The sequence below is a fragment of the Paenochrobactrum glaciei genome, from assembly GCF_039522165.1.
Lineage (GTDB): Bacteria > Pseudomonadota > Alphaproteobacteria > Rhizobiales > Rhizobiaceae > Paenochrobactrum > Paenochrobactrum glaciei.
The window spans coordinates 26,540-51,732 of the sequence record NZ_BAAADE010000001.1 but is presented as its reverse complement, the minus strand read 5'-3'; the positions used below and the strand labels follow the sequence as shown (position 1 = coordinate 51,732).

The 25,193-nt window shown below is 46.8% G+C and carries 26 protein-coding genes and 1 tRNA gene; 13 read left to right on the top strand and 14 right to left on the bottom strand.

Annotated features, from left to right (window positions below):
• Window positions 1–2: 2 nt before the first annotated feature.
• On the bottom strand, window positions 3–500 hold the full coding sequence (locus ABDZ76_RS00325) for an MgtC/SapB family protein (RefSeq protein ID WP_343799931.1): 498 nt from the start codon (window positions 498–500) through the stop codon (window positions 3–5).
• A 224-nt stretch (window positions 501–724) separates the two neighbouring features.
• On the opposite strand from ABDZ76_RS00325, the gene ABDZ76_RS00320 reads away from it, so the two are divergent.
• Window positions 725–1,198 carry an OsmC family protein gene (locus tag ABDZ76_RS00320; RefSeq protein WP_343799929.1) on the top strand — a complete coding sequence of 158 codons (474 nt, stop codon included), beginning with the start codon at window positions 725–727 and terminating at the stop codon, window positions 1,196–1,198.
• A 61-nt stretch (window positions 1,199–1,259) separates the two neighbouring features.
• Here ABDZ76_RS00320 and ABDZ76_RS00315 read toward each other — a convergent pair whose 3' ends face one another.
• From ABDZ76_RS00315 to ABDZ76_RS00300, 4 genes are all read right to left on the bottom strand, one after another.
• Window positions 1,260–1,754: a DUF2165 family protein gene (locus ABDZ76_RS00315; RefSeq protein ID WP_343799927.1), complete on the bottom strand. Its 495-nt coding sequence runs from the start codon at window positions 1,752–1,754 to the stop codon at window positions 1,260–1,262.
• A 309-nt stretch (window positions 1,755–2,063) separates the two neighbouring features.
• Window positions 2,064–2,315 carry a hypothetical protein gene (locus ABDZ76_RS00310; protein WP_343799925.1) on the bottom strand — a complete coding sequence of 84 codons (252 nt, stop codon included), beginning with the start codon at window positions 2,313–2,315 and terminating at the stop codon, window positions 2,064–2,066.
• Window positions 2,316–2,687: 372 nt separating this feature from the next.
• Entirely contained in the window at window positions 2,688–3,071 is a 384-nt protein-coding gene (locus ABDZ76_RS00305) for a hypothetical protein (RefSeq protein ID WP_343799923.1), read from the bottom strand.
• Window positions 3,072–3,212: 141 nt separating this feature from the next.
• A complete protein-coding gene (locus ABDZ76_RS00300; RefSeq protein ID WP_343799921.1) occupies window positions 3,213–3,620 on the bottom strand; it encodes a GNAT family N-acetyltransferase in 408 nt (135 codons plus the stop codon).
• A gap of 340 nt (window positions 3,621–3,960) precedes the next feature.
• Here ABDZ76_RS00300 and ABDZ76_RS00295 point away from each other — a divergent pair, with 340 nt between their 5' ends.
• Window positions 3,961–4,566, top strand: coding sequence for a hypothetical protein (locus ABDZ76_RS00295; protein WP_343799919.1), 606 nt, complete (start codon window positions 3,961–3,963; stop codon window positions 4,564–4,566).
• Between the two features lie 87 nt (window positions 4,567–4,653).
• Window positions 4,654–4,950: a hypothetical protein gene (locus tag ABDZ76_RS00290; RefSeq protein WP_343799917.1), complete on the top strand. Its 297-nt coding sequence runs from the start codon at window positions 4,654–4,656 to the stop codon at window positions 4,948–4,950.
• 66 nt (window positions 4,951–5,016) lie between these two features.
• On the opposite strand, the gene tetR(Y) is transcribed toward ABDZ76_RS00290, so the two are convergent.
• A complete protein-coding gene (gene tetR(Y) / locus ABDZ76_RS00285; protein ID WP_343799915.1) occupies window positions 5,017–5,640 on the bottom strand; it encodes a tetracycline resistance transcriptional repressor TetR(Y) in 624 nt (207 codons plus the stop codon).
• 81 nt (window positions 5,641–5,721) lie between these two features.
• Here tetR(Y) and tet(Y) point away from each other — a divergent pair, with 81 nt between their 5' ends.
• Window positions 5,722–6,897 (top strand): tetracycline efflux MFS transporter Tet(Y), encoded by a 1,176-nt coding sequence (gene tet(Y) / locus ABDZ76_RS00280; RefSeq protein WP_343799913.1) that lies wholly within the window; start codon window positions 5,722–5,724, stop codon window positions 6,895–6,897.
• Between the two features lie 15 nt (window positions 6,898–6,912).
• On the opposite strand, the gene ABDZ76_RS00275 is transcribed toward tet(Y), so the two are convergent.
• From ABDZ76_RS00275 to ABDZ76_RS00265, 3 genes are all read right to left on the bottom strand, one after another.
• Complete coding sequence (locus ABDZ76_RS00275) at window positions 6,913–7,179, bottom strand: hypothetical protein (protein WP_343799911.1); 267 nt, start codon at window positions 7,177–7,179, stop codon at window positions 6,913–6,915.
• 5 nt (window positions 7,180–7,184) lie between these two features.
• Entirely contained in the window at window positions 7,185–8,459 is a 1,275-nt protein-coding gene (locus ABDZ76_RS00270; protein WP_343799909.1) for a Y-family DNA polymerase, read from the bottom strand.
• 300 nt (window positions 8,460–8,759) lie between these two features.
• Window positions 8,760–10,772 carry a TonB-dependent receptor domain-containing protein gene (locus ABDZ76_RS00265; protein ID WP_343799907.1) on the bottom strand — a complete coding sequence of 671 codons (2,013 nt, stop codon included), beginning with the start codon at window positions 10,770–10,772 and terminating at the stop codon, window positions 8,760–8,762.
• A 314-nt stretch (window positions 10,773–11,086) separates the two neighbouring features.
• Here ABDZ76_RS00265 and hemP point away from each other — a divergent pair, with 314 nt between their 5' ends.
• The 5 genes from hemP (at window position 11,087) to ABDZ76_RS00240 (ending at window position 15,402) form a co-directional block, all read left to right on the top strand.
• A complete protein-coding gene (gene hemP / locus ABDZ76_RS00260; RefSeq protein WP_374844539.1) occupies window positions 11,087–11,269 on the top strand; it encodes a hemin uptake protein HemP in 183 nt (60 codons plus the stop codon).
• A gap of 13 nt (window positions 11,270–11,282) precedes the next feature.
• On the top strand, window positions 11,283–12,356 hold the full coding sequence (locus tag ABDZ76_RS00255) for a hemin-degrading factor (RefSeq protein ID WP_343799905.1): 1,074 nt from the start codon (window positions 11,283–11,285) through the stop codon (window positions 12,354–12,356).
• Window positions 12,357–12,484: 128 nt separating this feature from the next.
• Complete coding sequence (locus ABDZ76_RS00250; protein ID WP_374844538.1) at window positions 12,485–13,333, top strand: heme/hemin ABC transporter substrate-binding protein; 849 nt, start codon at window positions 12,485–12,487, stop codon at window positions 13,331–13,333.
• Window positions 13,334–13,476: 143 nt separating this feature from the next.
• Window positions 13,477–14,586, top strand: coding sequence for a FecCD family ABC transporter permease (locus ABDZ76_RS00245; protein WP_343799901.1), 1,110 nt, complete (start codon window positions 13,477–13,479; stop codon window positions 14,584–14,586).
• Between the two features lie 9 nt (window positions 14,587–14,595).
• The gene (locus tag ABDZ76_RS00240; RefSeq protein ID WP_343799899.1) at window positions 14,596–15,402 is read left to right on the top strand and encodes a heme ABC transporter ATP-binding protein; all 807 of its coding nucleotides are present in this window, start codon (window positions 14,596–14,598) and stop codon (window positions 15,400–15,402) included.
• 21 nt (window positions 15,403–15,423) lie between these two features.
• Here ABDZ76_RS00240 and rirA read toward each other — a convergent pair whose 3' ends face one another.
• The 3 genes from rirA to ABDZ76_RS00225 all read right to left on the bottom strand — a co-directional run bounded on the left by rirA (window position 15,424) and on the right by ABDZ76_RS00225 (window position 16,822).
• Window positions 15,424–15,891: an iron-responsive transcriptional regulator RirA gene (gene rirA / locus ABDZ76_RS00235; protein WP_343799897.1), complete on the bottom strand. Its 468-nt coding sequence runs from the start codon at window positions 15,889–15,891 to the stop codon at window positions 15,424–15,426.
• Window positions 15,892–16,162: 271 nt separating this feature from the next.
• On the bottom strand, window positions 16,163–16,621 hold the full coding sequence (locus tag ABDZ76_RS00230; protein WP_343799895.1) for a YbaK/EbsC family protein: 459 nt from the start codon (window positions 16,619–16,621) through the stop codon (window positions 16,163–16,165).
• A 116-nt stretch (window positions 16,622–16,737) separates the two neighbouring features.
• Window positions 16,738–16,822 (bottom strand) — tRNA-Leu (locus ABDZ76_RS00225).
• Window positions 16,823–17,493: 671 nt separating this feature from the next.
• On the opposite strand from ABDZ76_RS00225, the gene tig reads away from it, so the two are divergent.
• The 4 genes from tig to ABDZ76_RS00205 all read left to right on the top strand — a co-directional run bounded on the left by tig (window position 17,494) and on the right by ABDZ76_RS00205 (window position 24,133).
• On the top strand, window positions 17,494–18,921 hold the full coding sequence (tig, locus tag ABDZ76_RS00220; RefSeq protein WP_343799893.1) for a trigger factor: 1,428 nt from the start codon (window positions 17,494–17,496) through the stop codon (window positions 18,919–18,921).
• Between the two features lie 108 nt (window positions 18,922–19,029).
• Window positions 19,030–19,680 carry a TetR/AcrR family transcriptional regulator gene (locus ABDZ76_RS00215; RefSeq protein ID WP_343799891.1) on the top strand — a complete coding sequence of 217 codons (651 nt, stop codon included), beginning with the start codon at window positions 19,030–19,032 and terminating at the stop codon, window positions 19,678–19,680.
• Between the two features lie 123 nt (window positions 19,681–19,803).
• Entirely contained in the window at window positions 19,804–20,985 is a 1,182-nt protein-coding gene (locus ABDZ76_RS00210; protein WP_343799889.1) for an efflux RND transporter periplasmic adaptor subunit, read from the top strand.
• Between the two features lie 10 nt (window positions 20,986–20,995).
• Window positions 20,996–24,133: a multidrug efflux RND transporter permease subunit gene (locus ABDZ76_RS00205; protein WP_343799887.1), complete on the top strand. Its 3,138-nt coding sequence runs from the start codon at window positions 20,996–20,998 to the stop codon at window positions 24,131–24,133.
• An 88-nt stretch (window positions 24,134–24,221) separates the two neighbouring features.
• On the opposite strand, the gene ABDZ76_RS00200 is transcribed toward ABDZ76_RS00205, so the two are convergent.
• On the bottom strand, window positions 24,222–24,644 hold the full coding sequence (locus ABDZ76_RS00200) for a lysozyme inhibitor LprI family protein (protein ID WP_343799885.1): 423 nt from the start codon (window positions 24,642–24,644) through the stop codon (window positions 24,222–24,224).
• Window positions 24,645–24,679: 35 nt separating this feature from the next.
• Entirely contained in the window at window positions 24,680–25,009 is a 330-nt protein-coding gene (locus ABDZ76_RS00195; RefSeq protein WP_343799883.1) for an SH3 domain-containing protein, read from the bottom strand.
• Window positions 25,010–25,193: the final 184 nt, after the last annotated feature.

Here is a 25,193-nt window from a genome sequence, read left to right as displayed (position 1 = left end):
GTCTAATCTGGTTGCGTATTTGTGTCTATTTTACGCTTTACAGCTATAGCTTCAGCTTTTCCATTTGAAAAAAGAACAAGTGTGATAAAGGCAAAGACCATAATAATAATGGCAATGTCAAAAGCCCCCAGTGCGCATGCAATGCCGATCGCACCAGTCGCCCATAAGCTTGCGGCGGTTGCTGTTCCTTTAACGGACGAGCTCAGCCTTAAAATTGCACCACCACCGATAAAGCCCATGCCGGTAATTACACCTTCTATGATACGTGCCAGTGCTTCTGGGTTGCCAGTGGTGATGCCTTCGGCTGCTTGAACAAAGCCGCAGCTCGCTACGGCAACTAACGGAAAAGTACGTAGTCCAGCGCTTCTTTCTTCTCGCTCTCTATGCCAACCGATCGGGAGTGCCAGAATATATGCTGTAACTAATGTAAAAATATGCGGCCAGACATTAAAGTTGTCGGCATAGAATGTTTCTCTTAAAGCGCTATGAAATTCATTCATGTTAAGGGCTTTCTTTGTTGTTATAGAAAAACAACGAAAAACCTTAGAGAATGTTCCGCATTATAATTTGTTGATGCTCTTTGCTTTAAAATGAGTAGTGAAAACTTCGTATATGCAGGGTCAAGGAAATTGATTTTGATGGTAGTGCGATTACTGAAATAGCGTTCCTTGTTTGCTCGCCACATGCGGCCTAGTGCTTGCCTTAACAATAGAAAGGGTTTGCTATGGCTAAAGGTTCAACAATACCATTTTCACTCACCGGTAAAGGTTCGGTTGTAAAGCAAAAGCTGGCAATTGCCGGAAGTCCACTGACAATTGATGTTGTTGGTCACAGCGCGTTTGGTGGCGATAATAGTGCGCCAAGTCCGTTGGATTATGCGCTTGCTGCTTTGTCATCTTGCACGCAGGTAACTTCGCAGATTATCGCATCACAAGACCCGTCTATTGAACTTGGAGAGTGGTCGATTAATCTGACTAGCCATCTGGACAACAGCGTTCTGGTTTTTGGCGAAGAGGGTATCTCGAATTTTTCAGACGTTCATCTGGATATCTGTGTTGAAACCAATCTGGATGATGAAAAATTTGCAGCTTTTGCAATTGAAGTCGAAAGACGTTGCCCGATTACTCAGCTCTTTCGCGGGAGTGGTGTGAAGTTTTCCAGTAATTGGAAAAACATAGAATTGCGTAAAGCAGCTTAATTGCCTTGATAAAAAAAGCCGCCCGACTGGAGCAGGGCGGCTTATAAATTTTTAAGTGCTATTAGGCGTCGTCTTTTTCAGGCAGTACCAGATAAATCAGTACAGCAATGATGGTGATGAAGAAGCGGAATGCGTCTGGAACGCCATTCCATTGCTTGGACATCCACATACCAAACCATTCGCCACCAACCGACATGAATGCGACCTGCCATGTGAGGAAACCAAGTGTCAGGCCAGCAATTGCCCAGTTTTTCTTCATATTGAATGAGGCAGCGCTGTCATTACGGGCAGCCAGCAGTTTGAAGCCACCAATCCAGCACAAGAGTGCGGTCAGTGTTTCAAGGGTAATAATGCCAATATAACCTGCATGATGCAGCCATTCGGTTTCAATTGCACGATATTTGATTGTCGCGTCTGGGAAGATTGTGTCCATCAGAAACACATGATGCACAAACGCAAAGTTTGAGCCATAATCTGTGATATTACCGAAGGCGACCAGTGACGCAAAGAATGCGATGGCCAGCACCATAAGAGCTTTTGAGAGTCTTAAAACCATTTTGTAAATCCGTATCAACGAGAGTTAAAGGGCGTGAGTTAGTAATCGCCATTCCGGAAGCGTACGATACGAAAACCTCAACTCGTTATTTGCTCTGTGTTTTTATAGCTTCGGCTAAAATGCGGCAATCTTAACTTAGTTTTAAGGTTAATGGTTGTGCACGATGATGTTTTATTTGTAGGAAATAGTATTTATAACTGTTTTACATAATAAAATCAGTGTATTATGAATATTTTATAATGTTTTGGATTTACAATTTGATTGTTCGCGGATTAAGGAGAGCGGGAGCTAATCCCACTCTCAGTTGAATTATTTCATCATATCAAGCATTTCATCATATGCCTTGCAGACAGTTTCCAAATCTGTGGTATTGGCCAGTGAGGATTGGGTTTCCTGGATTTTCTGACTGACTTCCATAGCTTTCTGTGGATTCTTTGTTGCCAGTTCCTGAAGCTTTACGGTCACATCATTTGCTTTAGTCTGAGCTTCTTCAGCGGTACATGCTAAAGATGGTGCAGCAGTAAGCATAAGCATTGTGACTGCAAGAAGTGTCTTTTTCATAACTGTTCCTCATTGATTTTCATTCAAATACAATGGAAACCTAAAAACGAAATATGACAGTCAAGTGTCATTTCGCATCACTTGATGTGACGTGCTTTAATGACAAAACAGTGTGAGGTAAGGGCTTTTAAGTGAAGTATTAAAAAATCAAGCATACTTCAAAGCAATGGGATGGGTGGGCTTGCCATTCGGTGGGGGCACTTAGTTGCAAGCCCTGTAAGCATATTGAAGAAACTTCCAATTCGCTAACCAGAGCTCCCATTTTTTGCTCAAGGCTAGAATGACTCAAAAAATAAAAAATGCAAATAGAAAAAAATCTATATTAAACACTTGTTTGGGGAATATGTTTAATATTGTATTTTTTTACAAAAGTTATGATGTTTTTATATAAACTTCATTCCAAAGCGTAATCATTCCGGCATCATTAAATTTAAGATGCAACATGGCTTCAAAAATATCTTTGGTTTTGTCTATGCGTACAACTTCTGCCGTCATGGCAAGTACCGTAGCATTAGCTTCGGTGATCGTTTCGTGCACTCTATAGTCAATGGAAGCAATTGTGCTGCGAAAGCCGTTTAAAAACTCAAGATAAGCGGCATGATTGGCAGGGTGTGTCCTGCCGTTTGCTTTTACGATAAATTGCTCAGCAAATTTTTCTGCAATGAGTGTCTCAGTCAGAGCATTGTTATGAACCAGATTTTTTCTGTTCCAATCAAGCAGACTTAGTGCCAAATCGGTTGTTTTCGTATTTGTCAAAATAACGCTCCTTTATAGCCTGATGCAATAGGCTGGCTTGTCCGGTTATTTTGGCCGGTTGTGTTGTATAATCGGCAATTTAAAACACCACAACCAGTTTAGGATGTTCTCACGCTTTGTTGAAAACGAAGTAAGGCTGCTTTATTTGCTTAAATTTGCTTCATTATCACGTGTGTTTGCCCAAAAGAAAACCAATTCCGGGTCGCCATCATCCAAATTATCAATCTGGCCACTACGCGAGAACCCACATTTTTGCAGTAATAGCTGCATAGGCTCGTTGGATAAATTGGTTGTTGTGAAGAGCTTCGGATCCTTGCAAATTGATTTGAAGTGCTCAACAAGCGCTTGTCCAAGTTGATGGCGGCGATGTTCAGATTTAACCATCAGCATTTCAATGTAGCCATGATGAAAGAAGTGGTAATTTAAAACGCCATAGGCTGCCACCTCATTATCAAGTTCTACTAAATAACAGGATTGCTTATTGATCCATTCGGCAATCTGGCTTGCGCGGCGTTTATCATCGGGAGCAATGCTGTCAACACTCAGCAAAGCTTTGTAATCTTTGATAAGGGCGGGACGGATATTCAAAACGACAAGGCCTTCATGGTTTCAGCTTTCAAAAACATAGGTTTACGGTGACTGATCACACAAAATCACTGTGCATTTATAAAATGAATATGATCAAGTTTACAATCTCTGCTGTACTTACAGATTTAAAATTACCTGCGGCACCTTACCGCTGAGGGAGATTCAGAGATAGAAAAGTAGTTATTTTTTCTTCCACTAATCATTAAATGAAATGCAAAAATGCAGCTTTTATAGAAAATAAATCAGTCTACAATAAATCCTGCAATAGAAATGACGACAAAACAGATTTGCAGGTTTTCCGATGGATCATACCGTAACATTAACGACAGCAGCGCCGGCAGAAGCTTTTACGCATGTCAGAATTATTATTGGTATGATTCTGGGGCTGTGTGTTTCTCGTATTTTGATGGGCATTGGCCGCTATATTCAGCATCCTGGTAAACTGGTCGTCTATCCCGTGCATCTTGCATGGGTTGGTTTTATTCTTTTATCTGTGGTGCATTTCTGGTGGTTGGAATTTAATTTACGTATCATTACGGTTTGGACATTTGAAAAATATCTATTTGTGCTGTTTTACGCCGGTCTTTATTTCTTAATCAGCACCTTATTGTTTCCTGATAGCATCGATGAATATAACGGCTACCGTGATTATTTCATGTCGCGCCGTAAATGGTTTTTTGGACTGCTGATTGTTCTTTGTATCACGGATATGATCGATACACTGTTGAAAGGCTGGAGCCATTATGAGCTTTATGGCCCTGAATATCCGATACGAGCAGTGGTTTTTATTATTCTATGTCTGATTGCTATCAGTACGAAAAACCTGAAATTTCATACATTCTTTGCGGTCGCCGCAGTGATTTATCAGGTGACTTTTGCTCTAAGGCATTTTGTAATTTTGAATTAGATAATAATAAGTGATGAGTTCGCTAATTGATGTTTTTGCACTTGTTATATTAAAAGCGGCACAAGATTTAATGATGGAAAATTTGATATGAATATGCGCATTCGTTTGATTGCAGGCGCAATCACTGCACTCGTCGTAGGATTTGGCTTTATGGCCTATGATAAATATACAGGCCGTGAATGGGTCGTCTCACCTGAACAGATTGAAGCAGCTCAAAGCAGCGGCCAAGCCGGTGTTGAAACACGACCGGGCACTGTTGCGGTGCTTGCAATCCGCCGTGAAGATGCAGATATATTGCCATTTAAATGGCTTGGTTATGGTTTGGTTGCAGGGTTCTTTGTTGTCTATTCGACTCGCAAACCAAAAGCTGCACCCAAAGCATAATCTTCATGGTAATCATTTTAAAAGCCTCGCTTTTGCGGGGCTTTTTTATGTTGTATCTGCTATAAGCTATTTTGTGGCTTTCTTCACTTCCAGACCAGAAATTAAAGCATCCAATCCATATTCAAAGGCAAAATCGGCGCCTTCCGAATCGAATGTATTAAAGGCCCGCGTGAGAAACTCTGATGGCTGCGCAGGGGCTTCTTTTGAGGCTTGTTTGCGTTCAGAACTATCTTCGAGCGCTGCTTGCTGTTCACTGACGGAGCCCGTCGTGTAATGACTGACAATCACTAATGCCCGTACGGCATCGGATAGTTCAAATCCGCTCTCACATAAAAATCTGATCTGTTTTTCAACGCGCTCATATTGCGCACTTGTTGGTCGTGTGCCTGCATGAATAGGTGCGCCATCACGATAAGAAAGCAGCGCTTTACGAAAGCTGAGTGCATTTTCTTTTAAAAAGATACGCCAGTCTTCCCCTGTCTGAGGCACGGTGCGGGTGTGATTTTTTTCTAACATGGCTTCAGATAAGGCATCAAGCAGGGCGCGCTTATTGCGAAAATGCCAATAAAGAGCAGGTTGCTGTACCTTTAGGCGCTCGGCCAATTTTCGTGTGGTTAAATTGTCAACGCCGACTTCGTTGAGAAGTTCAAGTGCAACCTGAATAACGGTCTCACGATCCAATTTGGTCATTTTATTGCATTACCTCTTGACAATTTATCATTGATAAAGTTTTTATCGTCAACTTATCAATGATAAATAAAAGTCACATCTATGTCAAAATCACTTATAACCGCACTCATTGTTGTCGCGCTTGATGCGATTGGTTTGGGATTAATCATGCCGGTGGTTCCGGCTTTATTAAATGAATTTGTACCGGCAGAGCAAACAGCATTTCACTATGGTGTTTTTTTATCGCTTTATGCGTTTATGCAGGTCTTTTGCGCGCCCGTTTTAGGGCGGTTATCTGACCGCTATGGACGGCGGATTATTTTGCTGGTTTCATTTTTAGGTGCCACGATTGATTATAGCATAATGGCGGCAGCACCTGTTTTATGGGTGCTTTATATCGGCCGGATTATCTCAGGTGTTACCGGAGCCACAGGTGCAATCGCGGCATCAATTATCGCTGATACAACGAAACAGGAAGAACGTGCCCGTTGGTTTGGTTTTATGGGGGCGTGTTTTGGTGCAGGTATGATTGCAGGGCCTGCTATTGGCGGTGTTCTTGGTGATATATCTGTGCATGCGCCCTTTGTGGCAGGGGCTCTTCTCAATGCAATTGCTTTTTGTTTGGTGGCTTTCTTGTTGCCCAAAACGCCGTCACAACCGCCTGAAGGACAGCCAGCCAAAATCAATTTGTTTGAAGGCTTTCGCTTCAATTTTGCAGTTCAGGGACTTGCCAGCTTTTTTGCGTTGTTTTTTCTTATGCAGCTGATCGGGCAGGCGCCCGCCGCTCTGTGGGTGATTTATGGCGAACAGCGCTTGAATTGGGATATTGGCACAGCAGGTGTGTCGCTGGCCATTTTTGGTGCAGCACATACATTCGTACAAGCTGTTTTAACCGGCACTCTTTCAAAGCGACTGGGCGACCGCGGTGTGTTGCTGCTTGGTATGGGCGCTGATATTTGCGGGTTTCTATTGCTGGCTTTTATCACGCAAAGCTGGATGGTTCTGCCGGCAATTTTCATGCTGGCCACAGGCGGCATTGGTATGCCTGCTTTGCAGGCTATTATTTCCGGTCTTGTTCGCGATGAAAAGCAAGGTGCTTTACAAGGAACTTTAACAGGCTTGACGAATATAACTTCGATCATCGGGCCGGTCGGATTTACGACGCTTTATGGCTTAACCGCGGGGCGGTGGGATGGTTGGGTTTGGCTCGTCGCAGCAAGTCTTTATCTTATTGCTGTACCATTATTGCGCCAGTCAGCCAGTTTGTTACGATCTTAAAATCTTGGCGGGAGATCAAGCAATCCCGCCAACAAAACCGCTGAGTTCATCAAGGCGCACCATTGCCATGTGCATGGTGCCACGGCAATTTTGAGCTTTGCAGCGCGCGCGTCGTTCAACTTCGTCCAAATATAATTGCTCGTGTCCTCGAATTGAGCTGATCATTGCCTTATTGATATAAACAAGGCGGTTACATTTCTTGCAGGTCATTTCTAATCTTTGATGGTCTGCAAGATCACTGGCTTTATAGCGGGTTTTCCAGTTTCCGGGTGGGGATGCCATTTGCGTCACCAGAAGTCTTCAGGTGAGGGAATACGGACATAGCTGATTTTACCGCCCACATGCCCGCCTGCCGGTGGTTTCCATTCACCCAGACTAACAATAGTTTTGGAATAACGACTGTTTAAATCATCAATTGCGGAGCTGGCTTTTTCCCATTTCTGCCGTGTTGCATCATCATTATTCAACAGGTCAATCTGTCGAGCATTGGCAGGGCTTAAATCATATAGCGTCACGCTTACACGAAAAATGGTCAGTCCGTGCGGATATTCCTGCGCGACTTTGTACCAAAGTTGTCTGAGCCCAGCCAATATGGCCTGATCATCATTGACGGTGGCAAGCCGCACATTATGAAAATTGGAGCCGTCTCTGATGGAAAGCCAAAGAGAAAGTCCGTCGGCATAGTAGTTTTCGCGTCTCAGGCGGCGGGCAGCTTTGGTGAGTAGAAGCCGTGAAATTTCATAGGCACCATGAATGCTGCGCGCTTCGGGCGGCAAAACACGGCCATGGCCGAACATGCCGCGTTTTTGCGGTTGAGCCTGAATATCATAGCCATGCAGAGCATACCAAAGCCGCTCACCGGTCACGCTGTTCCAGATGCGCCGCATATGTTTGGGCTGCAAATTATAAAGCGCTTCGGTCGTGTAAATATTATGCTTGTAAAGACGCTTGGCCATATTGCGCCCGACAGCCGGAACATCCTCCAGCTGCACCTGAAAAAGATGATCAGTTAGTTCGTGTGGGTGCCATATTGCTAAGCCATTACCATAGGTTCCGGCTTTTTTGGTGGCATCCTTTCCCGCTTTGCATGCCATTTTTGCCAAGTGACGATTGGCAGCAAAGCCAATAGAGCAGGTGATGTAAGGCCCGATCATCTGACGGATATGGGACTTGATACGTGCACTTAGCAATTCGGGATCACGCCTCCCGCTGTCATCGAGAATACAGGTCAGTTCATCAATGCTTTTGGCGGCATCAATTGTGATAATTGTTTCAATTTCACAAAGCAGTGCATTGTGCGCACGACGATAAAGATCAGGCTTTTGTGGCACCAGAATAAGGTCGGGACAAATTTTCTTGGCGTCTTGAATTTTCATGATGTTTTTAACGCCGCGGGCCTTTGCTTCCTTGGAGCAGGCAATCACGGCAGTTCGGTCAGTTCCGGCAAAAGGAACAACACCGATCGGGCGGTCGCGCAGACGTTTGTCGCATTGCTGCTCCACACTGGCAAAAAAGCCATCAAAATCGAGATAGAGGCGTTCAATCGTTTCAGGCTTACGCATGGGGGGTAATTCCAGACAAGCAAAGGCGTGGCGTAAAACACGCAAAAAAGAGAATGACGGAGTGTGTATATTTACGTTTGTTCTATAAATGTTCCCTTTTTGAAAAATAGTCAAGCGTGATTTCATTTCCGCTATTTCCGCTTGTGGAATATCAATAAAATATATTTAAAATTAGAATGTTACGATGAAAATTTAATCTATTTTTTAATGAAATTTCATCGCAAAAAAGAATATGCATTATAAAAAAGTGGCGCAGAGAATATCTGCGCCACTTTTATTTCAAAACACTATCAGGTGCGTTTAGAACTTAAACTGCGTTGCCACCATGAAAGTCCGTCCCTGACCCGAGCCTGATGTGTTGAGCGCAGGTGTGTAGGTTTTGTTGAAGACGTTATTGACTCTCAATGTCAGGTCAACATTGTTGGTAAATTTGTAATTGGCAAATACATCGACCAGCGCATAGGATGCTGTTTTGGTGCCATCTGTATTGTTGCCTTTAGAAACGTAGTTGTAACGTGCTCCGGCCGTTAATTTTTCCTCAAGGAAACGCGCACCAGCTGTCAAGGTTAACAGATGGTCAGGCATATAGTTGTTAGCACCTAAGCCTGGCATTTGTTCCGGCATATTTGTATCGGTGTAACCATAGGCAATACCGGCAAAAGCAAATCTTGCATCATAGTTGGCTTCCAGTTCAAAGCCTTGCACATGAGTGCTGCCGTCAACGTTTACATATTGCATTAAATTGTTGGAGACTGTGCGTGCGGCAATATAATCCTTAACCGTCATATAGTAATAGTTTGCTTTCATGCTGATGGTATCATCGGCAAGGAAAACATCGTTTTTGGCCATATTGACGCCGACTTCCCAGCCGCGCAGTTTTTCAGCTGAAAGATTAGGGTTAGGCAAATAAAACTGCCTTGAAACAGAACCCGGATGCACACCGCCCAGCATCGTTTCCTGCAAGGTTGGAGCGCGCATGGAATGGGAGTAGGTGACATATGGCTGCAACCAATCTGTTGCATTCACTGCCAAGGTAATTTTCGGGTCAAGCTCGTTCAGGGAGCGGTCAACGAGCTGGGTTCCGTCATTCGCATCGCCGTCAAGTTTGAAGAAGTTATAGCGTAAACCTGTGGTCAGGTCGACAATGCCATAAGAGAACTTTGCTTCCGTGAAAACGGCGCCGGCTGTGCTGCGACCATCGGACGGGTTAACGCCTGCATTAGCGCCTGTGATTTTATCATGGAAATATTCAACGCCATTTTTCCAGCTAATGTTGACATCACCAGCAGTGAAATTTGAGTTGTTAGAAACATCAAAACCCAGTCCTTTGTCGGTAATCTCACGGCCGACAGCGCTAGAGAATGGTGGGTTAACTGATGCATTATATGTCATGTTCAGATGATTATAATAACCATTAACACGCAAATCTATTAGGTCGTTATCGCCCGGATTATAACGATAATTTGCAGTCAAAGTATTATTTTTAAGTGTTTGATCGTAAGAGTTGGCAGCAAAATCGTTTTTATAGAAAACACCACCTAATGCCAGGTGATGGTCTTCACCGAAACCAAATTCAGTTTTAAACAGGCCGGATGTCAATTCCTGACCGGTATTAGGCTGACGGATACCGTCACCATTTTTGTAAGAATTGGAATCACGACGGCTGATAGCGGCAGCAATGCCCATAGCATCGATACGTGCACCACCGGCCAGCATTTCAGAGAAGCCAACGCCGTTGCTTCCCCATGATGCGCGACCAAGCACGCCCCATTGTTTGCCTTCATCAACGATATCGTTGACGCCAAGTGTACGGAAGTTGACGCTGCCGGAGAGACCGCTGCCACCGACACCTGTCGTGGCGCCACGGGTTACATCAATTTCAGCCAGCAAATTCTGGTCTACATAGGTAAAACCTGATGCTTCATGGCCGGTAAAGCGGAAGTTCTGACGCACACCGTCAATCATCATATTGACGCGGCCGGAGCCTTCAAAACCACGAATATTGACGGCAACGCCCGGCTGAGAGCCGTTAATGCGGGTGAAAACACCTGGTTCATTGCGCAGGGTATCATCAATTTTGATGCCACCGAAACGATCCATCGTTGAGCGTGTAACTTTGCTCACCGGATCTGTTGTCGATGTTGACGCATTCGGATCGGCTTTACGGATAACAATCGTTTTCAGATTGACTTCTGCCTCATCAGGCTTTGCAGATTGCTCCTGCGCGAAGGCTGACGAAGTTGCGATAAGAACGAGCGTGAGAGCTGTTCCGGTCATAAAGTGTGAGCGATGCCCGCCAGTCTTCAGCGACATTTCTACTTCTCCTGAGAAAATTGAATGCATGTTCCGTTGGCTGGTGAAATGAGGTGTCACTGGCTGGTGGATTATTATTTTTAAACTTGACTATTTAAGTCTTGTATTGCGCTTTCTACAAAACATGATAGTTTGTGTCAAGAATGTGGAGGCGTGATTTTCACAGGCGAATGGAAACGAACAGAGCAATGAACCGGCGCGTTGATATTGATTTGGAGGTCCAGTGGCCTCCGGCCAGGGCATCCGAAAAATGGTCAGTGCCAGAACAACAGGCACCTGAGCAGATATTGCCAGATGAGTTGTTGAATAGGGATATGATGCAAGAATTGCCGTCAGATGAAGAGGTCTTAGCCGCTGCAAAAGCAGTTGATGAAGACCTAAAAACTTATGGCAGCAGTGAACTTTTTGAGGGGGCAAAAGAGGTCGGTATCAAACATGCCGGCTCTGTGTACCGCTTAAAGATAACGCGTCAGGGCAAGTTAATTCTCAATAAATAGGTACAGCAGAACTATGACATTATCGACCAAACCATCACCGGAATCAATTCGTCTGGCACGTCAAGAAAACCCCAAAATGCGTGAGCGCGACTTCGCACAGAAACTTGAAATCTCGGAAGCTGATTATCTGGCTGCCTATATTGGCGCTGATGATGAAGCTTTAAAAGTTGTGCGGGTGCGCGCGGATGTGGAAGCTTTTTTAGGCGGCATCAGCGCTGTTGGCGAAGTGATGGCGCTGACCCGCAATGAAAGCGCCGTACATGAGAAAATCGGCCCTTATGAAAAGACCGTGCCGGGCAAGCATGCAGCTATGGTCTTAGGTAAACAGATTGATCTACGTATTTTCCCATCCCAATGGGCGGAAGCTTTTGCGGTTGAAAAGCATGATGGCGATAGCGTACGCCGCAGCCTGCAATTCTTCAATGCTTCCGGTGAGGCGGTTCATAAAGTGCATTTGCGCGAGGCATCAAATCTTGATGCTTATGCCGAATTGCTTAAAAATCTTGCAAGCGACAATCAGTCTGCCGAATTCCATGCTGTTGCGCCAAAAGCCAAGGCCGAAACAGCTGTGACGGCTGAAGTTGATAGTGAGGCTTTCCGCAATCGCTGGTCAGAATTGACAGATGTGCATCAGTTTATGGGCTTGCTGCGTGATTTTAATATTGATCGCAAACAGGCTGTTGAACTGGCCGGTGAAAGCTTTGCATGGCCTCTTGATACAGGTTCTGTCCAGACAATGATGGAGCAGGCGGGCGAAACATCACTGCCAATCATGTGCTTTGTTGGCAATCGCGGCTGTATTCAAATTCATACCGGTGCGATTACCGGCATTAAAATGATGGGGCCTTGGCTCAATGTTATGGATCCGACATTCCATATGCATTTGCGCACCGACCGTATCAGTGAGGTCTGGGCAGTGCGTAAGCCAACCAAAGATGGTCATGTGACATCTCTGGAAGTTTTTGATGAAAGCGGCGAACTGTTTATTCAGTTCTTTGGTAAACGTCATGAGGGAACCGCTGAGCGCGCTGATTGGCGTGAACTGGTAGAAGCCTTGCCGCGTCTGCCGCGATCCGTAGCTGCTTGAAACAGATGGTGGGACGTATGAATTTCTTATCCATGTGTTCATCTGATGCCCTGCTGCGTAAAACGCGGCAGGGTTTGTTGGCGGGTGTGGTGGCTACATTGTCATTGGCAGTGCTTGCACCCGTTGCAATGACCTCTGCTTTGGCGGCAGGTAATGAGCCGGTGATATCAGCTACCGTTGAAACTTTAAAAGACACTTCCCGTCTTTTGACCGTTGGTGGCTCGCTGACCGAGATTGTCTATGCGCTGGGCGAAGAGGGCAGGTTGATCGGTCGTGATACAACAGGCACCTATCCGCCAAGTGCTGAAAAACTGACCGATGTCGGTTATATGCGCCAATTGTCACCGGAAGGTGTGCTGTCGATCAATCCGAGCGCAATTTTGATGCTTGAGGGCAGTGGGCCGCCGGAAACAATTGAAGTTTTGAAAAAAGCATCAGTTCCGGTGGTGATGGTGCCGGACAGCATGAACCATGAAGGTGTGCTTGAGAAAATCAGAATTGTTGGCAAAGTGCTTGGTGTCAGTGAAAAGGCTGAGGCGCTTGTGGCATCCGTTGATGAGGACATCAAGAAGACTGAAGAACTGGCGCAATCGATCAAAGAGCCTAAGCGCGTCTTGTTTATCCTGTCTGTTCAAAACGGGCGTCTTCAGGCATCCGGTACAGGAACAGCTGCGGATAATGTCATCAAAATGGCAGGTGGTATCAATGTCATCGACAGTTTTGCCGGCTACAAGCAAATGACTGATGAGGCGATTGATAAACTTGCGCCTGATTTGATTTTGATGATGACCGGCTCGGGTGATCATATGGCGCGTGCGGCTGATATTTTATCGCATCCGGCGATTGTTTCGACGCCTGCTGCCAAAACAAAAAGCATTGTTCAGATGGATGGATTGTATCTGCTCGGCTTTGGCCCACGCACTGGCAAAGCCGTGCGTGAGCTGACAGAAGCGCTTTATCCGGAAAAGAAAAACTGAACAGTTTTTTTAATTATATCTGAAGGCTCTCTGTGATCTTTAAATAAAGCCATGGAAAGCCCTCAGATGTTTTGTACGCAGCCTTGCTGCTTCAATGATCCAGCTCTTTAAAATAAGCGCTGAAGAATATCAGGATGTAAATTATGACATCGCAAGACGCCGTTTACAGCACCGAGCTGCCTGTAATACGGAACAAGCAGGATGGAGATCGCAGTCATGTTGCCAGATTGTCGATTTTTGTATTGGCAATCGCACTCATTGTAACGGCTCTGTTCAGCCTGACAGCTGGTGCGTCTGACGCTTCGCTGTGGAATTTGATCCGCTCGCTGTGGGCAGGTGCTGATGCTTCAGGCGATGTGCTTTCGCAGCGTGACCGTTTGATCATCGTTGATATTCGGTTGCCGCGTATTGTATTGGGCATGTTGATCGGTGCCGCTTTGGCGGTCTCCGGTGCTGTCATGCAAGGGCTTTTCCGCAATCCGTTAGCTGATCCAGGTCTTGTCGGTGTTTCTTCGGGGGCCGGTCTTGGTGCTATTTCCATCATTGTGCTGGGTGGCACGATACTAGCACCTCTGACAACAATGTTCGGCCTTTTAACCTTGCCCTTAGCTGCATTTGGCGGTGGGCTTATTACTACACTGTTGCTTTACCGCGTTGCGACCAGACAGGGCAGGACATCCGTTGCTACCATGCTTTTGGCCGGTATTGCGCTTGGCGCATTGGCTGGCGCTTTAACAGGGCTTTTGACCTATATCGCTGATGATCGCCAATTGCGCGATATGACCTTCTGGGGGCTTGGCTCATTGGCGGGTGCGACTTGGAGCAAAATTATTTCGGCAGGCCCTATCATCTTGGTGGTATTGATTGTGGTGCCGTTTCTGGCACGTGGTCTTAATGCACTGGCCTTGGGTGAAGCATCAGCCAATCATTTGGGCGTCAATGTACAGCGCGTTAAAAATATTGCGATTGTCAGTGTGGCAGCAGCCGTTGGCGCTTCTGTTGCAGTGAGTGGCGGTATTGGTTTTGTCGGTATTGTTGTGCCACATATTTTGCGTTTATCAATTGGCCCTGATCACCGTTATCTGCTGCCGTGTTCGGCTTTGCTTGGTGCAACGCTTTTGCTTTTGGCTGATGCTTTCAGCCGCACGATTGTCGCTCCGGCAGAATTGCCGATCGGTATCGTGACTGCAACTTTTGGTGCGCCATTTTTCCTATGGATTTTGCTGCGCCGTCGTAATCTGCTGGACTTGTAAGAGGGTATTATGATCGAAGTTCGGGATCTGTCTGTTACAATTTCAGGTAAGACCATTATTGAGGATGTGAGCTTTAAAGCCTATCCGCGTCAGGTAACTGTTATTGTCGGGCCAAATGGTTCAGGTAAAACCACATTGATGCGCGCTTTGTGCGGTGATGTCAGCTATGGTGGCGAAGCTTTATTGGATGGTGCTAATTTCCGCTCGTTCAAGCCATGGCAAATGGCTGAGCGTCGCGCTGTGCTGCCACAGGCATCAAGCCTGTCATTTCCATTCAGTGTTCGTGAAATCGTACGTCTGGGACTGACCGGTGGTTTTAGCGGTGTTTCGGCGCAAGAGCAGGAGAGATTACCTGATCTCGCCTTGAAAATGGTTGATTTAGAAGGCTTTAGCGGTCGTCTTTATCAGGAATTATCAGGCGGTGAGCAGCAGCGTGTACAATTGGCACGGGTGCTGTGTCAGGTGTGGAAGCCCGTCATTGATGGCCGCCCGCGTTATTTGTTCCTGGATGAACCAATTTCCAGTCTGGATATTCGCCATCAGATCATGGTGATGAATATTGCGCGCAAATTTGCCTCAGAGGGCGGTGGTGTCGTCGCTATCCTGCATGATCTGAATTTGACAGCGATGTTCGCAGATCAGATCATTATTATGCAAAACGGAAAATTGGATGGGGCAGGTGCGCCGCGTACTATGTTGACCGGCAAGCGTCTCTCACGGATTTATGGCTGCAATTTATGCGTTGGCATGGTGCCACCACCGGATGTGCCCTTTATTTTGCCTCACGGGTCACTTGAGGATGTGAGCGGCATTTAATGCCGCTCATTTTTTCTTTTATCAACCGGCAGAAGCGGCGCGCGCTTCAATCATTTCATCAAGGCCCAACAGCATACGTACATTCGGGCGGGCTTTCACCAGATCCGCGATTGTATATTGCGAAAGAACCGTGAAGAAAGCACCGAGCGCTTCACGCAGAGCGGAGTTGAGGGCGCAGCTGTCAACCAGCGGGCATTCCGTGGCATCGTTTTCGAAGCATTCTGCCATGGCAAAATTCTCTTCTGTGACATGCACCACGTCAAAAACAGTAATTTCATGGGCGGCTTTACCAAGTCTGATGCCACCATTTCGGCCACGTACGGTTTCGATCATATTGTTCTGAACCAGCGGCTGCAAAATTTTAAACAGAAAAAGCTCTGAAACCGAATAAGCTCTGGCAATTTCCGGCACGCGGCTTAGCTGCCCTTCATTGGCTGCGCAATACATAAGCATCCGAATTGCATAATTGGTCTGACGGGTCAGTCGCATACGAGATCCTTTCCGCGCGGGAAGGTTTTAACAGATACACTCCTGCTGCACATAAGCTAGCAAGGAGCCGGAATTTCAGCTTGTCTCATGTTGCAATTAGATCAACATAATTCAAGTTAGTTTAGAATTGTTCTTAACATATATAAAAGGCAATATTAAGAATTGCAATTTCAATTCGCAAAAATATGATAAATTAAGGAATGTTTAATATAGCCGGAACCAGCCGGTGAAGCAATATCAATATGTTCACCGGTGTTTTTAAAATGCTTGTTTATTGACAAACATCGATCCATTGGGCGTTTGTCAGCGCTGCCAGGCGTTCTGTGTTAACCCGCACGGCACTATTAATAGAGCCGGCCGCAGGCACAACTTCCTCATAGGCTTTGAGCGAAATATCGCAATAAATGGCCATATTGCTGGCAAGGCCGAAAGGGCAGACGCCACCAACTGGATGGCCGGTCAGCTCCAAAACGCTTTCTGCGTCTAACATGCGTGGTTTGGTGGCAAACTGATCTTTGAATTTACGATTATCAATACGGGCATCGCCGCGGGTTACAATGAGAACCGCATCGTCTTTGACTTTGAAAGATAAGGTTTTGGCAATTTGCCCCGGCTCAACATCATGTGCTTCGGCAGCCAGCGGAACAGTTGCCGTACTGGTTTCCAGTTCAATGACCTGCAAATCAGGTGCGTTTTCAGCGAAAAAGGCTTTAACAGTTTCCAAACTCATTAGCTTATCCTTGATTTTTAAGGGCAAAGATTAGCCACACACAAGGAGAAGACAAGTGCGCACAAGCTATATTAAAAAGCTTTTGAGGAATTCTTAATGTGATGAGGGGATTTAAATGGTGCGGGCGGAGGGACTTGAACCCCCACGCCTCTCGGCGCTAGAACCTAAATCTAGTGCGTCTGCCAATTCCGCCACGCCCGCAACAAGCGCTCTCATAGGGTAAAAAATAATGTGGTGCAAGTGGTAATTATACATTTTCGGGACTTAACACACGGCTTTTTAAAGAAAATTTGAAATGTGGTCATTGCTGCTGTTTGCTTGATATGAAACTGGCCGATGGGCTGCATAAAACAGTCGAATCAAACACAATGTCAGCAAAAATATATTTTGATTGGCTATCGTGGCTGATATTTTCAGCTCTAAACCAGTTAAAGTGTCTGTAATTGATGCACTCTCTATAATATGATCCGAAAATCATTTTCCAACCAGTCCAATTTACCTGCGACTTTGCCAATTTTCATGTCTTAAAATGCTGATGGTGGATTGTCAGGGCGCAAATGGGTAAATATATAGGCATAAGCGCTGTGTGACATGCATCATTATTGACGGTTATTCATTGACCTTTGGGTTCTGTCCACGTAATGGAAGTGAAATTTGGCGCGAGGTGCAATGAAGTGACCGCGTCTTTGAAGCGAAAACTTTATCGGAAAAAGGCCAGACGGCTCCGGTAGGGTTTTATGTTTTTGAGGTGCGCATTTATTGTCTGACGCGTTTGATTGCGCACACATAGCCATATGGCACAACAGTTTCTTGCCGGCGTTGACGCCAGAAGTTCGTTACGCGGCATTATGATAAGAAGTGAAGGTTTTGACATGCAGGTTACCGAAACGCTCAATGAAGGGCTGAAGCGCGAAGTTAAAGTCGTGATTCCAGCTGCGGATCTCGTCGCAAAGCTCGCAGAACGCCTCGAAACTGCACGCGGTAATGCACGTATTAACGGTTTCCGTCCGGGTAAGGTGCCAACTGCGCATCTGCGTAAGACATACGGCAAGTCTTTCATGGCTGAAATCGTCAATGAAATTCTCAGCGATACCCCACGTTCGATCCTTGCTGATCGTGGTGAAAAATCTGCAACCCAGCCTGAAGTTGTTTTGTCGGAAGACGAAAAAGAAGCTGAACAGGTTCTGGACGGCAAGATCGATTTCGTATTCTCGCTGGCTTATGAAGTTCTGCCAAAGATCGACATCAAAGATTTCTCCGGCATCAACGTAACCCGTGAAGTTGTCGACATTTCTGATGAAGAAGTTGACGAACAGGTTAAGCGCGTTGCGTCTTCAACCGCTTCTTACGAAGCGAAAAAAGGCAAAGCTGAAAACGGCGACCGCGTTACCATGGATTACCTCGGTAAAGTTGATGGTGTTCCTTTCGACGGCGGTGCAGACAATGATGCACAGCTGGTTCTGGGTTCCGGTCAGTTCATTCCGGGCTTTGAAGATCAGCTCCTCGGCGTAAAAGCTGGCGATGAAAAAGTTATCAATGTAACTTTCCCTGCTGATTACGGCGCAGCGCATTTGGCTGGCAAAGATGCAACCTTTGACATCACCGTCAAGGAAGTTGCTAAGGCTGGCGAAGTTGAACTGAACGACGAAACCGCTAAGAAGCTCGGCATTGAAACCATTGAGCGTCTGCGTGAAGTTGTTCGTGAGCAGATCGAAAGCCAGTACGGTTCAATCACCCGCCAGAAAGTTAAGCGTCAGATTCTTGATGCTTTGGATGGTGACTATCAGTTCGAAAGCCCGGAAAAGCTGGTTAACGCTGAATTCAACAACATCTGGCAGCAGATCAACTTTGACCTTCAGCAGGCTGGCCGCACCTTTGAAGACGAAGAAACCACAGAAGAAGCAGCACGCGAAGAATATCGCAAGCTTGCTGAACGCCGCGTACGTCTCGGTCTGGTTCTCTCCGAAATCGGTGAAAAAGCTGGCGTTGAAGTAACTGAAGAAGAATTGCAGCGTGCAGTTTACGACCAGGTACGTCGTTACCCAGGTCAGGAACAGCAGATTTACGATTTCCTGCGTAAAACTCCGGATGCAGTTGCAAACTTGCGCGCTCCGATCTTTGAAGAAAAGGTTGTTGACCATCTGTTGGCTGCAATCACCGTTACTGACAAGAAAGTAACCAAAGAAGAGTTGACTGCGGAAGACGAAGATCAGGCAGGCGACAAGCCAGCTAAAAAAGCGGCACCAAAGAAAAAAGCTGCTCCTAAGAAAAAAGAAGCAGACAAGGCAGACGAAGCTTAATCGCTTTTAGTCAGACGACCTTTGAAAAGGGCCGCGCATTGCGCGGCCTTTTTTTGTTTGATGCTCAGAAAGCACCGGAAATTCAGTGTGTGACGTGCAAATCTTGCTATGATCACATTAAGTTTATCCTTAATTTTTGTTAAACCTGAAAGATTGACAAAGGTTTTTCATTTAATTACCAACCAGATGGTTATTAACTGGAAATTTGTGATGGCAAGGCCCAGAGCTATTGATCGCGCTACAATTTTGGATGCGGCAGAGCAGGTTGTGTTGCGCGATGGCGCAGCAAGACTAACGCTCGATGCTGTGGCAGTTGTTGCCGGCATCAGCAAAGCCAGCGTGATTTATGATTACAAAACCAAACAAGCGCTTATTCAGGCTGTTGTCGAGCGCTGGATTGCAGGTTGGGGCGAGCGGCTGGATAAAGCCACAGAACCTTATATAGACGGCGATGACGCCCGTTTGCGCGGACGAATTGATGTCGCACGCGACTATAAAGAAGAAGAAGACGGCGCCGTTGTTTTCCAGCTTTGCTCAGCCATGACGCAGGACGAGCAGTTACGACAAACCATGAATGAAGGATTTCGACAAGAACTTGGTAAAATGCTAAGTTCTACAAAAAATCCGGACAAAGCCCTGTTGGCACTTCTAGCTATTGAAGGCATGAGCATTTTGCAAATGTTTGGCGTGGTGGAGTGGCAACCAGAGCAGCGTGAGAAGATTCTCTCTGGCATTGAACAACTGATTACTCAAGATTAACCCGCAGCTCGAACATGGATGACCATAATGTGATCAGCAGGCTAGTTTGGTTTTGCCTCCGAAAACTATAAGTAAGCTTGAATGTTTCGCGTGGAATCTCTGTTTCATATCTCAGGATATAGAATGAAAAAAAATACTTACTTGTACAAAGTGGCTGCCGTTTTGCTGGCTGCCAGCTTTTTAACCGCATGTAATGACAAGAAAGATGCAGGCGGTCCGCCAGCTATGCCGCCAATGTCGGTCAGTGTCATTGAGCTGAAGCCGGAAGCTCTGCCAATCCTGAATGATTTGCCGGGTCGTATTGCACCAACACGTCTGGCTGAAGTGCGTCCGCGCGTTTCCGGTATCGTGATTGAGCGTGTGTTCGAGCAGGGCACCAAGGTTAATCAGGGCGATGTGCTATATCGTATTGATCCTGCGCCGTTTCAGGTGAAGGTTGATATGGCTGAAGCCACATTGGCGCGTGCAAAAGCCACCCAGCTTCAGGCCCGCCAAGCCAATGACCGTCAGCAGCAGCTGCGTAAATCCAATGTATCCAGTGCACAAAATCTGGAAACAGCAGTCGCACAATTGGCGCAGGCCAATGCGGATGTTGCAGCCGCAGAAGCAAGTCTGGCTGAAGCCAAGCTGAACTTGCAGTATGCCGAAGTGACAGCGCCGATTAGCGGTGAAATTGGCCGTGCATTGATTACTGAAGGTGCATTGGTAAGCGCCAACAGTCCGGAAAATCTGGCTACCATTCAGCAGCTTGATCCGATTTATGCTGACTTTACCCAGCCAGCAGCTGACCTTATCCGTCTGCGTAAAGCATTGCAGGATGGTGAGCTGATGACCGGCCCGAATGAAGCAGAAGTTAAGCTGATGCTGGATGATGGTTCGCTTTATCCGACCACTGGCCGTCTGTTGTTCTCGGAAGCAGCTGTTGATGCCACAACAGGTCAGGTAACACTGCGTGGTGAATTCCCGAACCCGAATGGTGATTTGCTGCCGGGCATGTATGTCCGTGTTCAGATTGAGCAGGGTATCGAGAAAAACGCCATGGCTGTTCCGCAGCAGGCTGTACAGCGTAATGCTGATGGTCTCGCTTCCATATTGGTGGTCAATGCAGAAAATGTAGTTGAACTGCGTTCCGTCAATGTAAACCGCATTTTGGGCGACCGTTTCGTTATCACCGGTAATATTAAAGAAGGTGATCGCGTGATCACTGAAGGTTTCCAGAAAACTGCACCGGGTGCGACAGTCGCTCCTGTGCCGTTCAATGCGGAAAAGCCGGTAGCTGAAGTTGCTAAAGATAAGGGCGAATAGGATATAAAATATGGCGCAATTTTTCATTGGACGCCCCATCTTCGCCTGGGTCGTCGCTATCTTCATCATGATTGCGGGGTTGCTGGCTATTCCCCAGCTGCCGGTATCGCAATATCCTAATGTTGCACCTCCGCAAATCTCGGTTTTTGCTTCTTATCCGGGCGCTGCACCTGAAGATATCTATCAGAGTGTGACCTCACCGATTGAGCAGGAACTGAACAGTGTGAGTGGTACGATTTATTTCGAATCCACTTCCGATGCGTCCGGTACTATTCAAATCACCGTTACCTTTGAAGCAGGCACCGATATCGGTCAGGCTTCGATTGACGTCCAAAATGCTATCCGCCGAGTAGAATCGCGCCTGCCGCGTATCGTGGTGCAGCAGGGCGTTCAGGTGCAGGAAGCCGGTTCCGGCTTCTTGATGATGGTTGCTCTGATGTCGAAAGACGGCAGCACCAACGTGGTTGGTCTTGGTGACTATCTGAGCCGTAACGTGCTTGGTGAAATTCAGCGTCTTGACGGTGTTGGCCGTGCGCAGGTTTTTGCCAGTCAGCGTGCGATGCGTATCTGGATTGATCCGGACAAGATGGTTGGTTTGAACCTCTCGTCAACTGATATCAGCAATGCGATTGCCTCGCAGAATGCGCAGGTTGCAGCTGGTCGTATTGGTGCTCGTCCAAACCCGATCAATCAGCAGATTGCTGCAACCGTTCTGGTTAAAGGTCAGCTGACCTCGCCGGAAGAGTTCGGCTCGATTGTGCTGCGCGCTAATCCGGATGGTTCATCTGTACGTCTGCGTGATGTGGCACGTATTGAAGTGGGTGCGGAAAGCTATAACTTTGCCACGCAAATTAACGGCCGTCCGGCTGCAGCGTTGGCTGTGCAGCTTTCTCCGACCGGTAATGCGATGGAAACAGCAGCAGCTGTGCGCGCCAAGATGGAAGAACTTTCCACTTTCTTCCCTGACAATATCGAATATGCAATTCCTTACGATACATCACCTTTCGTGGCTGTATCGATCAAGAAGGTTGTCACCACACTCGTTGAAGCTGTTATTCTCGTCTTCCTCGTAATGTTCCTGTTTTTGCAGAACTTCCGCTATACAATCATCCCGACTTTGGTTGTACCGGTGGCTTTGCTTGGAACACTCGGTGTGATGCTTATGGCCGGCTTCTCGATCAACGTGTTGACGATGTTCGCGATGGTGCTGGCTATTGGTATTCTCGTCGATGACGCCATCGTGGTGGTTGAAAACGTCGAGCGTATCATGGCGGAAGAGGGACTGCCGCCACGTGAAGCAACGCGTAAAGCGATGAAGCAGATTTATAGCGCGATTATCGGTATTACACTGGTCTTGACCGCTGTATTTATTCCGATGGCCTTCTTCCCAGGTGCTGTTGGTGTGATTTATCAGCAGTTCAGTCTGACCATGGTGGTTTCCATCATGTTCTCCGGCTTCCTGGCTCTCTCGCTGACACCTGCTTTGTGCGCAACCTTCCTGAAGCCGATTAAAAATGGCCATCAGGAAAAACGCGGCTTCTTTGGCTGGTTCAACCGCAAATTTGATGCACTCGTTGGTGGTTATGCCGGCAGTATCGGTTGGATCATCAAGCGTGCAGGCCGCTTCATGCTGATCTATGTCGTGCTTGTTGGTGGCCTGGCTTATCTGTTCATGCAGTTGCCGTCTTCCTTCTTGCCGAATGAAGATCAGGGCTTCCTGATTGTGGACTTGCAGGCTCCGGCTGAGGCCAGTGCAAACCGTGCGTTGAGCGTGTCTGATGAAGTTGATGCCATTTTCCAGCAGGAAAAGGCTGTTGAAGAACGCGTTCTCATCAGTGGTTTCTCCTTCTCCGGCTTCGGTGATAATGCGGGTCTTGCTTTCATCACACTGAAAGACTGGAGCGAGCGCGGTGCTGAGGATTCTGCTAACGCGATTGCAGGCCGTGCGAACCAGAAACTGTTTGGTATTAAAGATGCAATTTCATTTGCTCTTTCACCTCCGCCAATTCAGGGGCTTGGTACATCGGGCGGTTTCAGCTTCCGCTTGCAGGATCGTTCCGGTGCAGGGCAGGCTGCTCTGTCTGCCGCAACCTCTCAGCTGATGGCCGCGGCTGCACAAAGCCCGATCCTCGTCGGTATGCGCATTGAAGGTATGCCGGATGCAGCACAGCTCATTATTGATATTGACCGTGAAAAAGCCAACACCTTCGGTGTAACCTTTGCCGCGATCAACTCGACCATCTCTGCAAATCTCGGTTCGTCTTATATCAATGACTTCCCGAATGCAGGTCGTATGCAGCGCGTGACCATTCAGGCCGATCAGGAAAAGCGTATGAGCGCTGACAATATTCTTGATCTGAATGTGCAAAATGCTTCCGGCGGTATGGTTCCATTGCGTTCTTTTGCCAATGTTCATTGGACAAAGGGTGCGGCGCAGGTCGTGGGCTATAACGGTTATCCGGCTGTTCGTATCTCCGGTAATGCGGCTCCGGGTTATTCATCCGGTGCAGCGATCGCTGAAATGGAACGTCTGGTTGCTGACCTGCCTTCAGGCTTCGGTCATGAGTGGTCAGGCCAGTCCTTGCAGGAAATCCAGTCCGGTTCACAGGCACCGTTCCTGATGGGCTTGACCGTTGTGTTCATCTTCTTGCTGCTGGCGGCATTGTATGAAAGCTGGTCAATTCCACTCTCGGTTATGCTGGTTGTTCCGCTTGGTATTATCGGCTCGGTTCTGGCAGTTATGCTGCGCGATATGCCGAATGACGTTTACTTCAAGGTTGGTCTGATTACGATTATCGGATTGTCTGCGAAGAACGCTATTCTGATCGTGGAGTTTGCCAAGGATCTGCGTGCAGAAGGCATGGGATTGATGGAAGCGACAATTGAAGCTGCCAAGCTGCGTTTCAGACCAATTCTGATGACCTCTCTGGCCTTTACCCTCGGTGTAACACCTTTGGCTGTTGCAACAGGTGCAAGTGCTGCGAGTCAGAACGCCATCGGTACTAGTGTTCTTGGTGGTATGATTACCGCAACCATTCTGGCTGTGTTCTTTGTGCCGGTCTTCTTCGTGTTCATCATGAGCTGGCTGGGCGGCAAGGATAAGCCGGTGGAGAAAACACCAACACCGGCACCAGCTGAAAGCGAATAATCACTTTCGGTAAATGAAAACAAAAATGCCGCGCTTGATAAAAGCGCGGCATTTTTTATTGGTAGAGCGATTTATTAAAGACCTGCAATTATTCAGCAGGCACAACGCAGCCGAGATCACCTTCTTCACATTTCAGATAATCGGCCAGTTCCTCATTACGTGTTTTCGTCAACGACGTCTTGCACATGGCCACCATCATTGGATGGATGCTGCCACCATCGGTGCCGGAGGCTGCAAAGGTGCATTCGCTGTCACGAAAGCCGATCCATGCCCGTTGCGCAGCGATTAAAAGCTTCTTGGTGTCATGATCATCAGCTAAACGTTTTTCAATTGTCTTATAAAGTTCGTTTAATTTTTTATCGGCTGCTGCCAATTCTTCACTGGCACATTTGGTCATCGTTGCTTGATCCTCTGCATTGCTGCAATCCGTTGCAGCGTAAGCAGAGGAGGCGAAGAATAAGGCACATGCTGTATAGAATGTTCGTTTTAACATAGATGCATCCCCTTGCATAATTACAGCTTGATAATAGGCTGACGTTATAGATTTTACGGGCAGTCATTATCGCGAATATAGCGCGCATAAACCCAACCTTTGGAAGATTTATCTTCGCCATAATAAGTCACAGGGCACCAACGATTGGCCCAAGGACGGTTTAAAGGTTCGCATTTGGCTTTCAACACAATCACACCGTGATTTTCTGCTGGAATTGTACCAACAACTGGCGAAGAGGCGGTTGGCTGACTGCGAATGTTGAGAACATCACCCTGTTGTACATTCACGACACGAAGGCAGCCCGGACCCGTTGTTGCAAAGGCGGGCTGGGCAACTGTCAGGGTAAAGGCTGTCAGTAATAAAGCAGAAACGGGTAATTTCATCTGTGTTTCCTTTAAAGGCGCATGGGAAAATTTATGCAGACCATCGTAATGGTACTACAAACACAGTATATTTAAATTGATGTGAGGTGAATACAGGCTGAATAGGGTGGTTAAATACTATTCTTGGAAAGCTTTGATAGCTCACGACAAAAATACAGTCATCACAGAGATGGATACTGTTGAA

Bases quoted from the DNA above. Each gene is read 5' to 3' on its own strand.
- ABDZ76_RS00270 (WP_343799909.1), bottom strand. From the start codon at position 8,459: ATGCGTAAGCCTGAAACGATTGAACGCCTCTATCTCGATTTTGATGGC.
- ABDZ76_RS00195 (WP_343799883.1), bottom strand. From the start codon at position 25,009: ATGAAATTACCCGTTTCTGCTTTATTACTGACAGCCTTTACCCTGACA.
- ABDZ76_RS00315 (WP_343799927.1), bottom strand. From the start codon at position 1,754: ATGGTTTTAAGACTCTCAAAAGCTCTTATGGTGCTGGCCATCGCATTC.
- ABDZ76_RS00245 (WP_343799901.1), top strand. From the start codon at position 13,477: ATGACATCGCAAGACGCCGTTTACAGCACCGAGCTGCCTGTAATACGG.
- ABDZ76_RS00200 (WP_343799885.1), bottom strand. From the start codon at position 24,644: ATGCAAGGGGATGCATCTATGTTAAAACGAACATTCTATACAGCATGT.
- ABDZ76_RS00210 (WP_343799889.1), top strand. From the start codon at position 19,804: ATGAAAAAAAATACTTACTTGTACAAAGTGGCTGCCGTTTTGCTGGCT.
- ABDZ76_RS00250 (WP_374844538.1), top strand. From the start codon at position 12,485: ATGACCTCTGCTTTGGCGGCAGGTAATGAGCCGGTGATATCAGCTACC.
- ABDZ76_RS00275 (WP_343799911.1), bottom strand. From the start codon at position 7,179: ATGGCATCCCCACCCGGAAACTGGAAAACCCGCTATAAAGCCAGTGAT.
- ABDZ76_RS00290 (WP_343799917.1), top strand. From the start codon at position 4,654: ATGAATATGCGCATTCGTTTGATTGCAGGCGCAATCACTGCACTCGTC.
- ABDZ76_RS00240 (WP_343799899.1), top strand. From the start codon at position 14,596: ATGATCGAAGTTCGGGATCTGTCTGTTACAATTTCAGGTAAGACCATT.
- ABDZ76_RS00320 (WP_343799929.1), top strand. From the start codon at position 725: ATGGCTAAAGGTTCAACAATACCATTTTCACTCACCGGTAAAGGTTCG.
- ABDZ76_RS00310 (WP_343799925.1), bottom strand. From the start codon at position 2,315: ATGAAAAAGACACTTCTTGCAGTCACAATGCTTATGCTTACTGCTGCA.
- hemP (WP_374844539.1), top strand. From the start codon at position 11,087: ATGATGCAAGAATTGCCGTCAGATGAAGAGGTCTTAGCCGCTGCAAAA.
- ABDZ76_RS00215 (WP_343799891.1), top strand. From the start codon at position 19,030: ATGATCACATTAAGTTTATCCTTAATTTTTGTTAAACCTGAAAGATTG.
- ABDZ76_RS00255 (WP_343799905.1), top strand. From the start codon at position 11,283: ATGACATTATCGACCAAACCATCACCGGAATCAATTCGTCTGGCACGT.
- tig (WP_343799893.1), top strand. From the start codon at position 17,494: ATGCAGGTTACCGAAACGCTCAATGAAGGGCTGAAGCGCGAAGTTAAA.
- ABDZ76_RS00265 (WP_343799907.1), bottom strand. From the start codon at position 10,772: ATGTCGCTGAAGACTGGCGGGCATCGCTCACACTTTATGACCGGAACA.
- ABDZ76_RS00295 (WP_343799919.1), top strand. From the start codon at position 3,961: ATGGATCATACCGTAACATTAACGACAGCAGCGCCGGCAGAAGCTTTT.
- ABDZ76_RS00205 (WP_343799887.1), top strand. From the start codon at position 20,996: ATGGCGCAATTTTTCATTGGACGCCCCATCTTCGCCTGGGTCGTCGCT.
- ABDZ76_RS00230 (WP_343799895.1), bottom strand. From the start codon at position 16,621: ATGAGTTTGGAAACTGTTAAAGCCTTTTTCGCTGAAAACGCACCTGAT.
- rirA (WP_343799897.1), bottom strand. From the start codon at position 15,891: ATGCGACTGACCCGTCAGACCAATTATGCAATTCGGATGCTTATGTAT.
- ABDZ76_RS00325 (WP_343799931.1), bottom strand. From the start codon at position 500: ATGAATGAATTTCATAGCGCTTTAAGAGAAACATTCTATGCCGACAAC.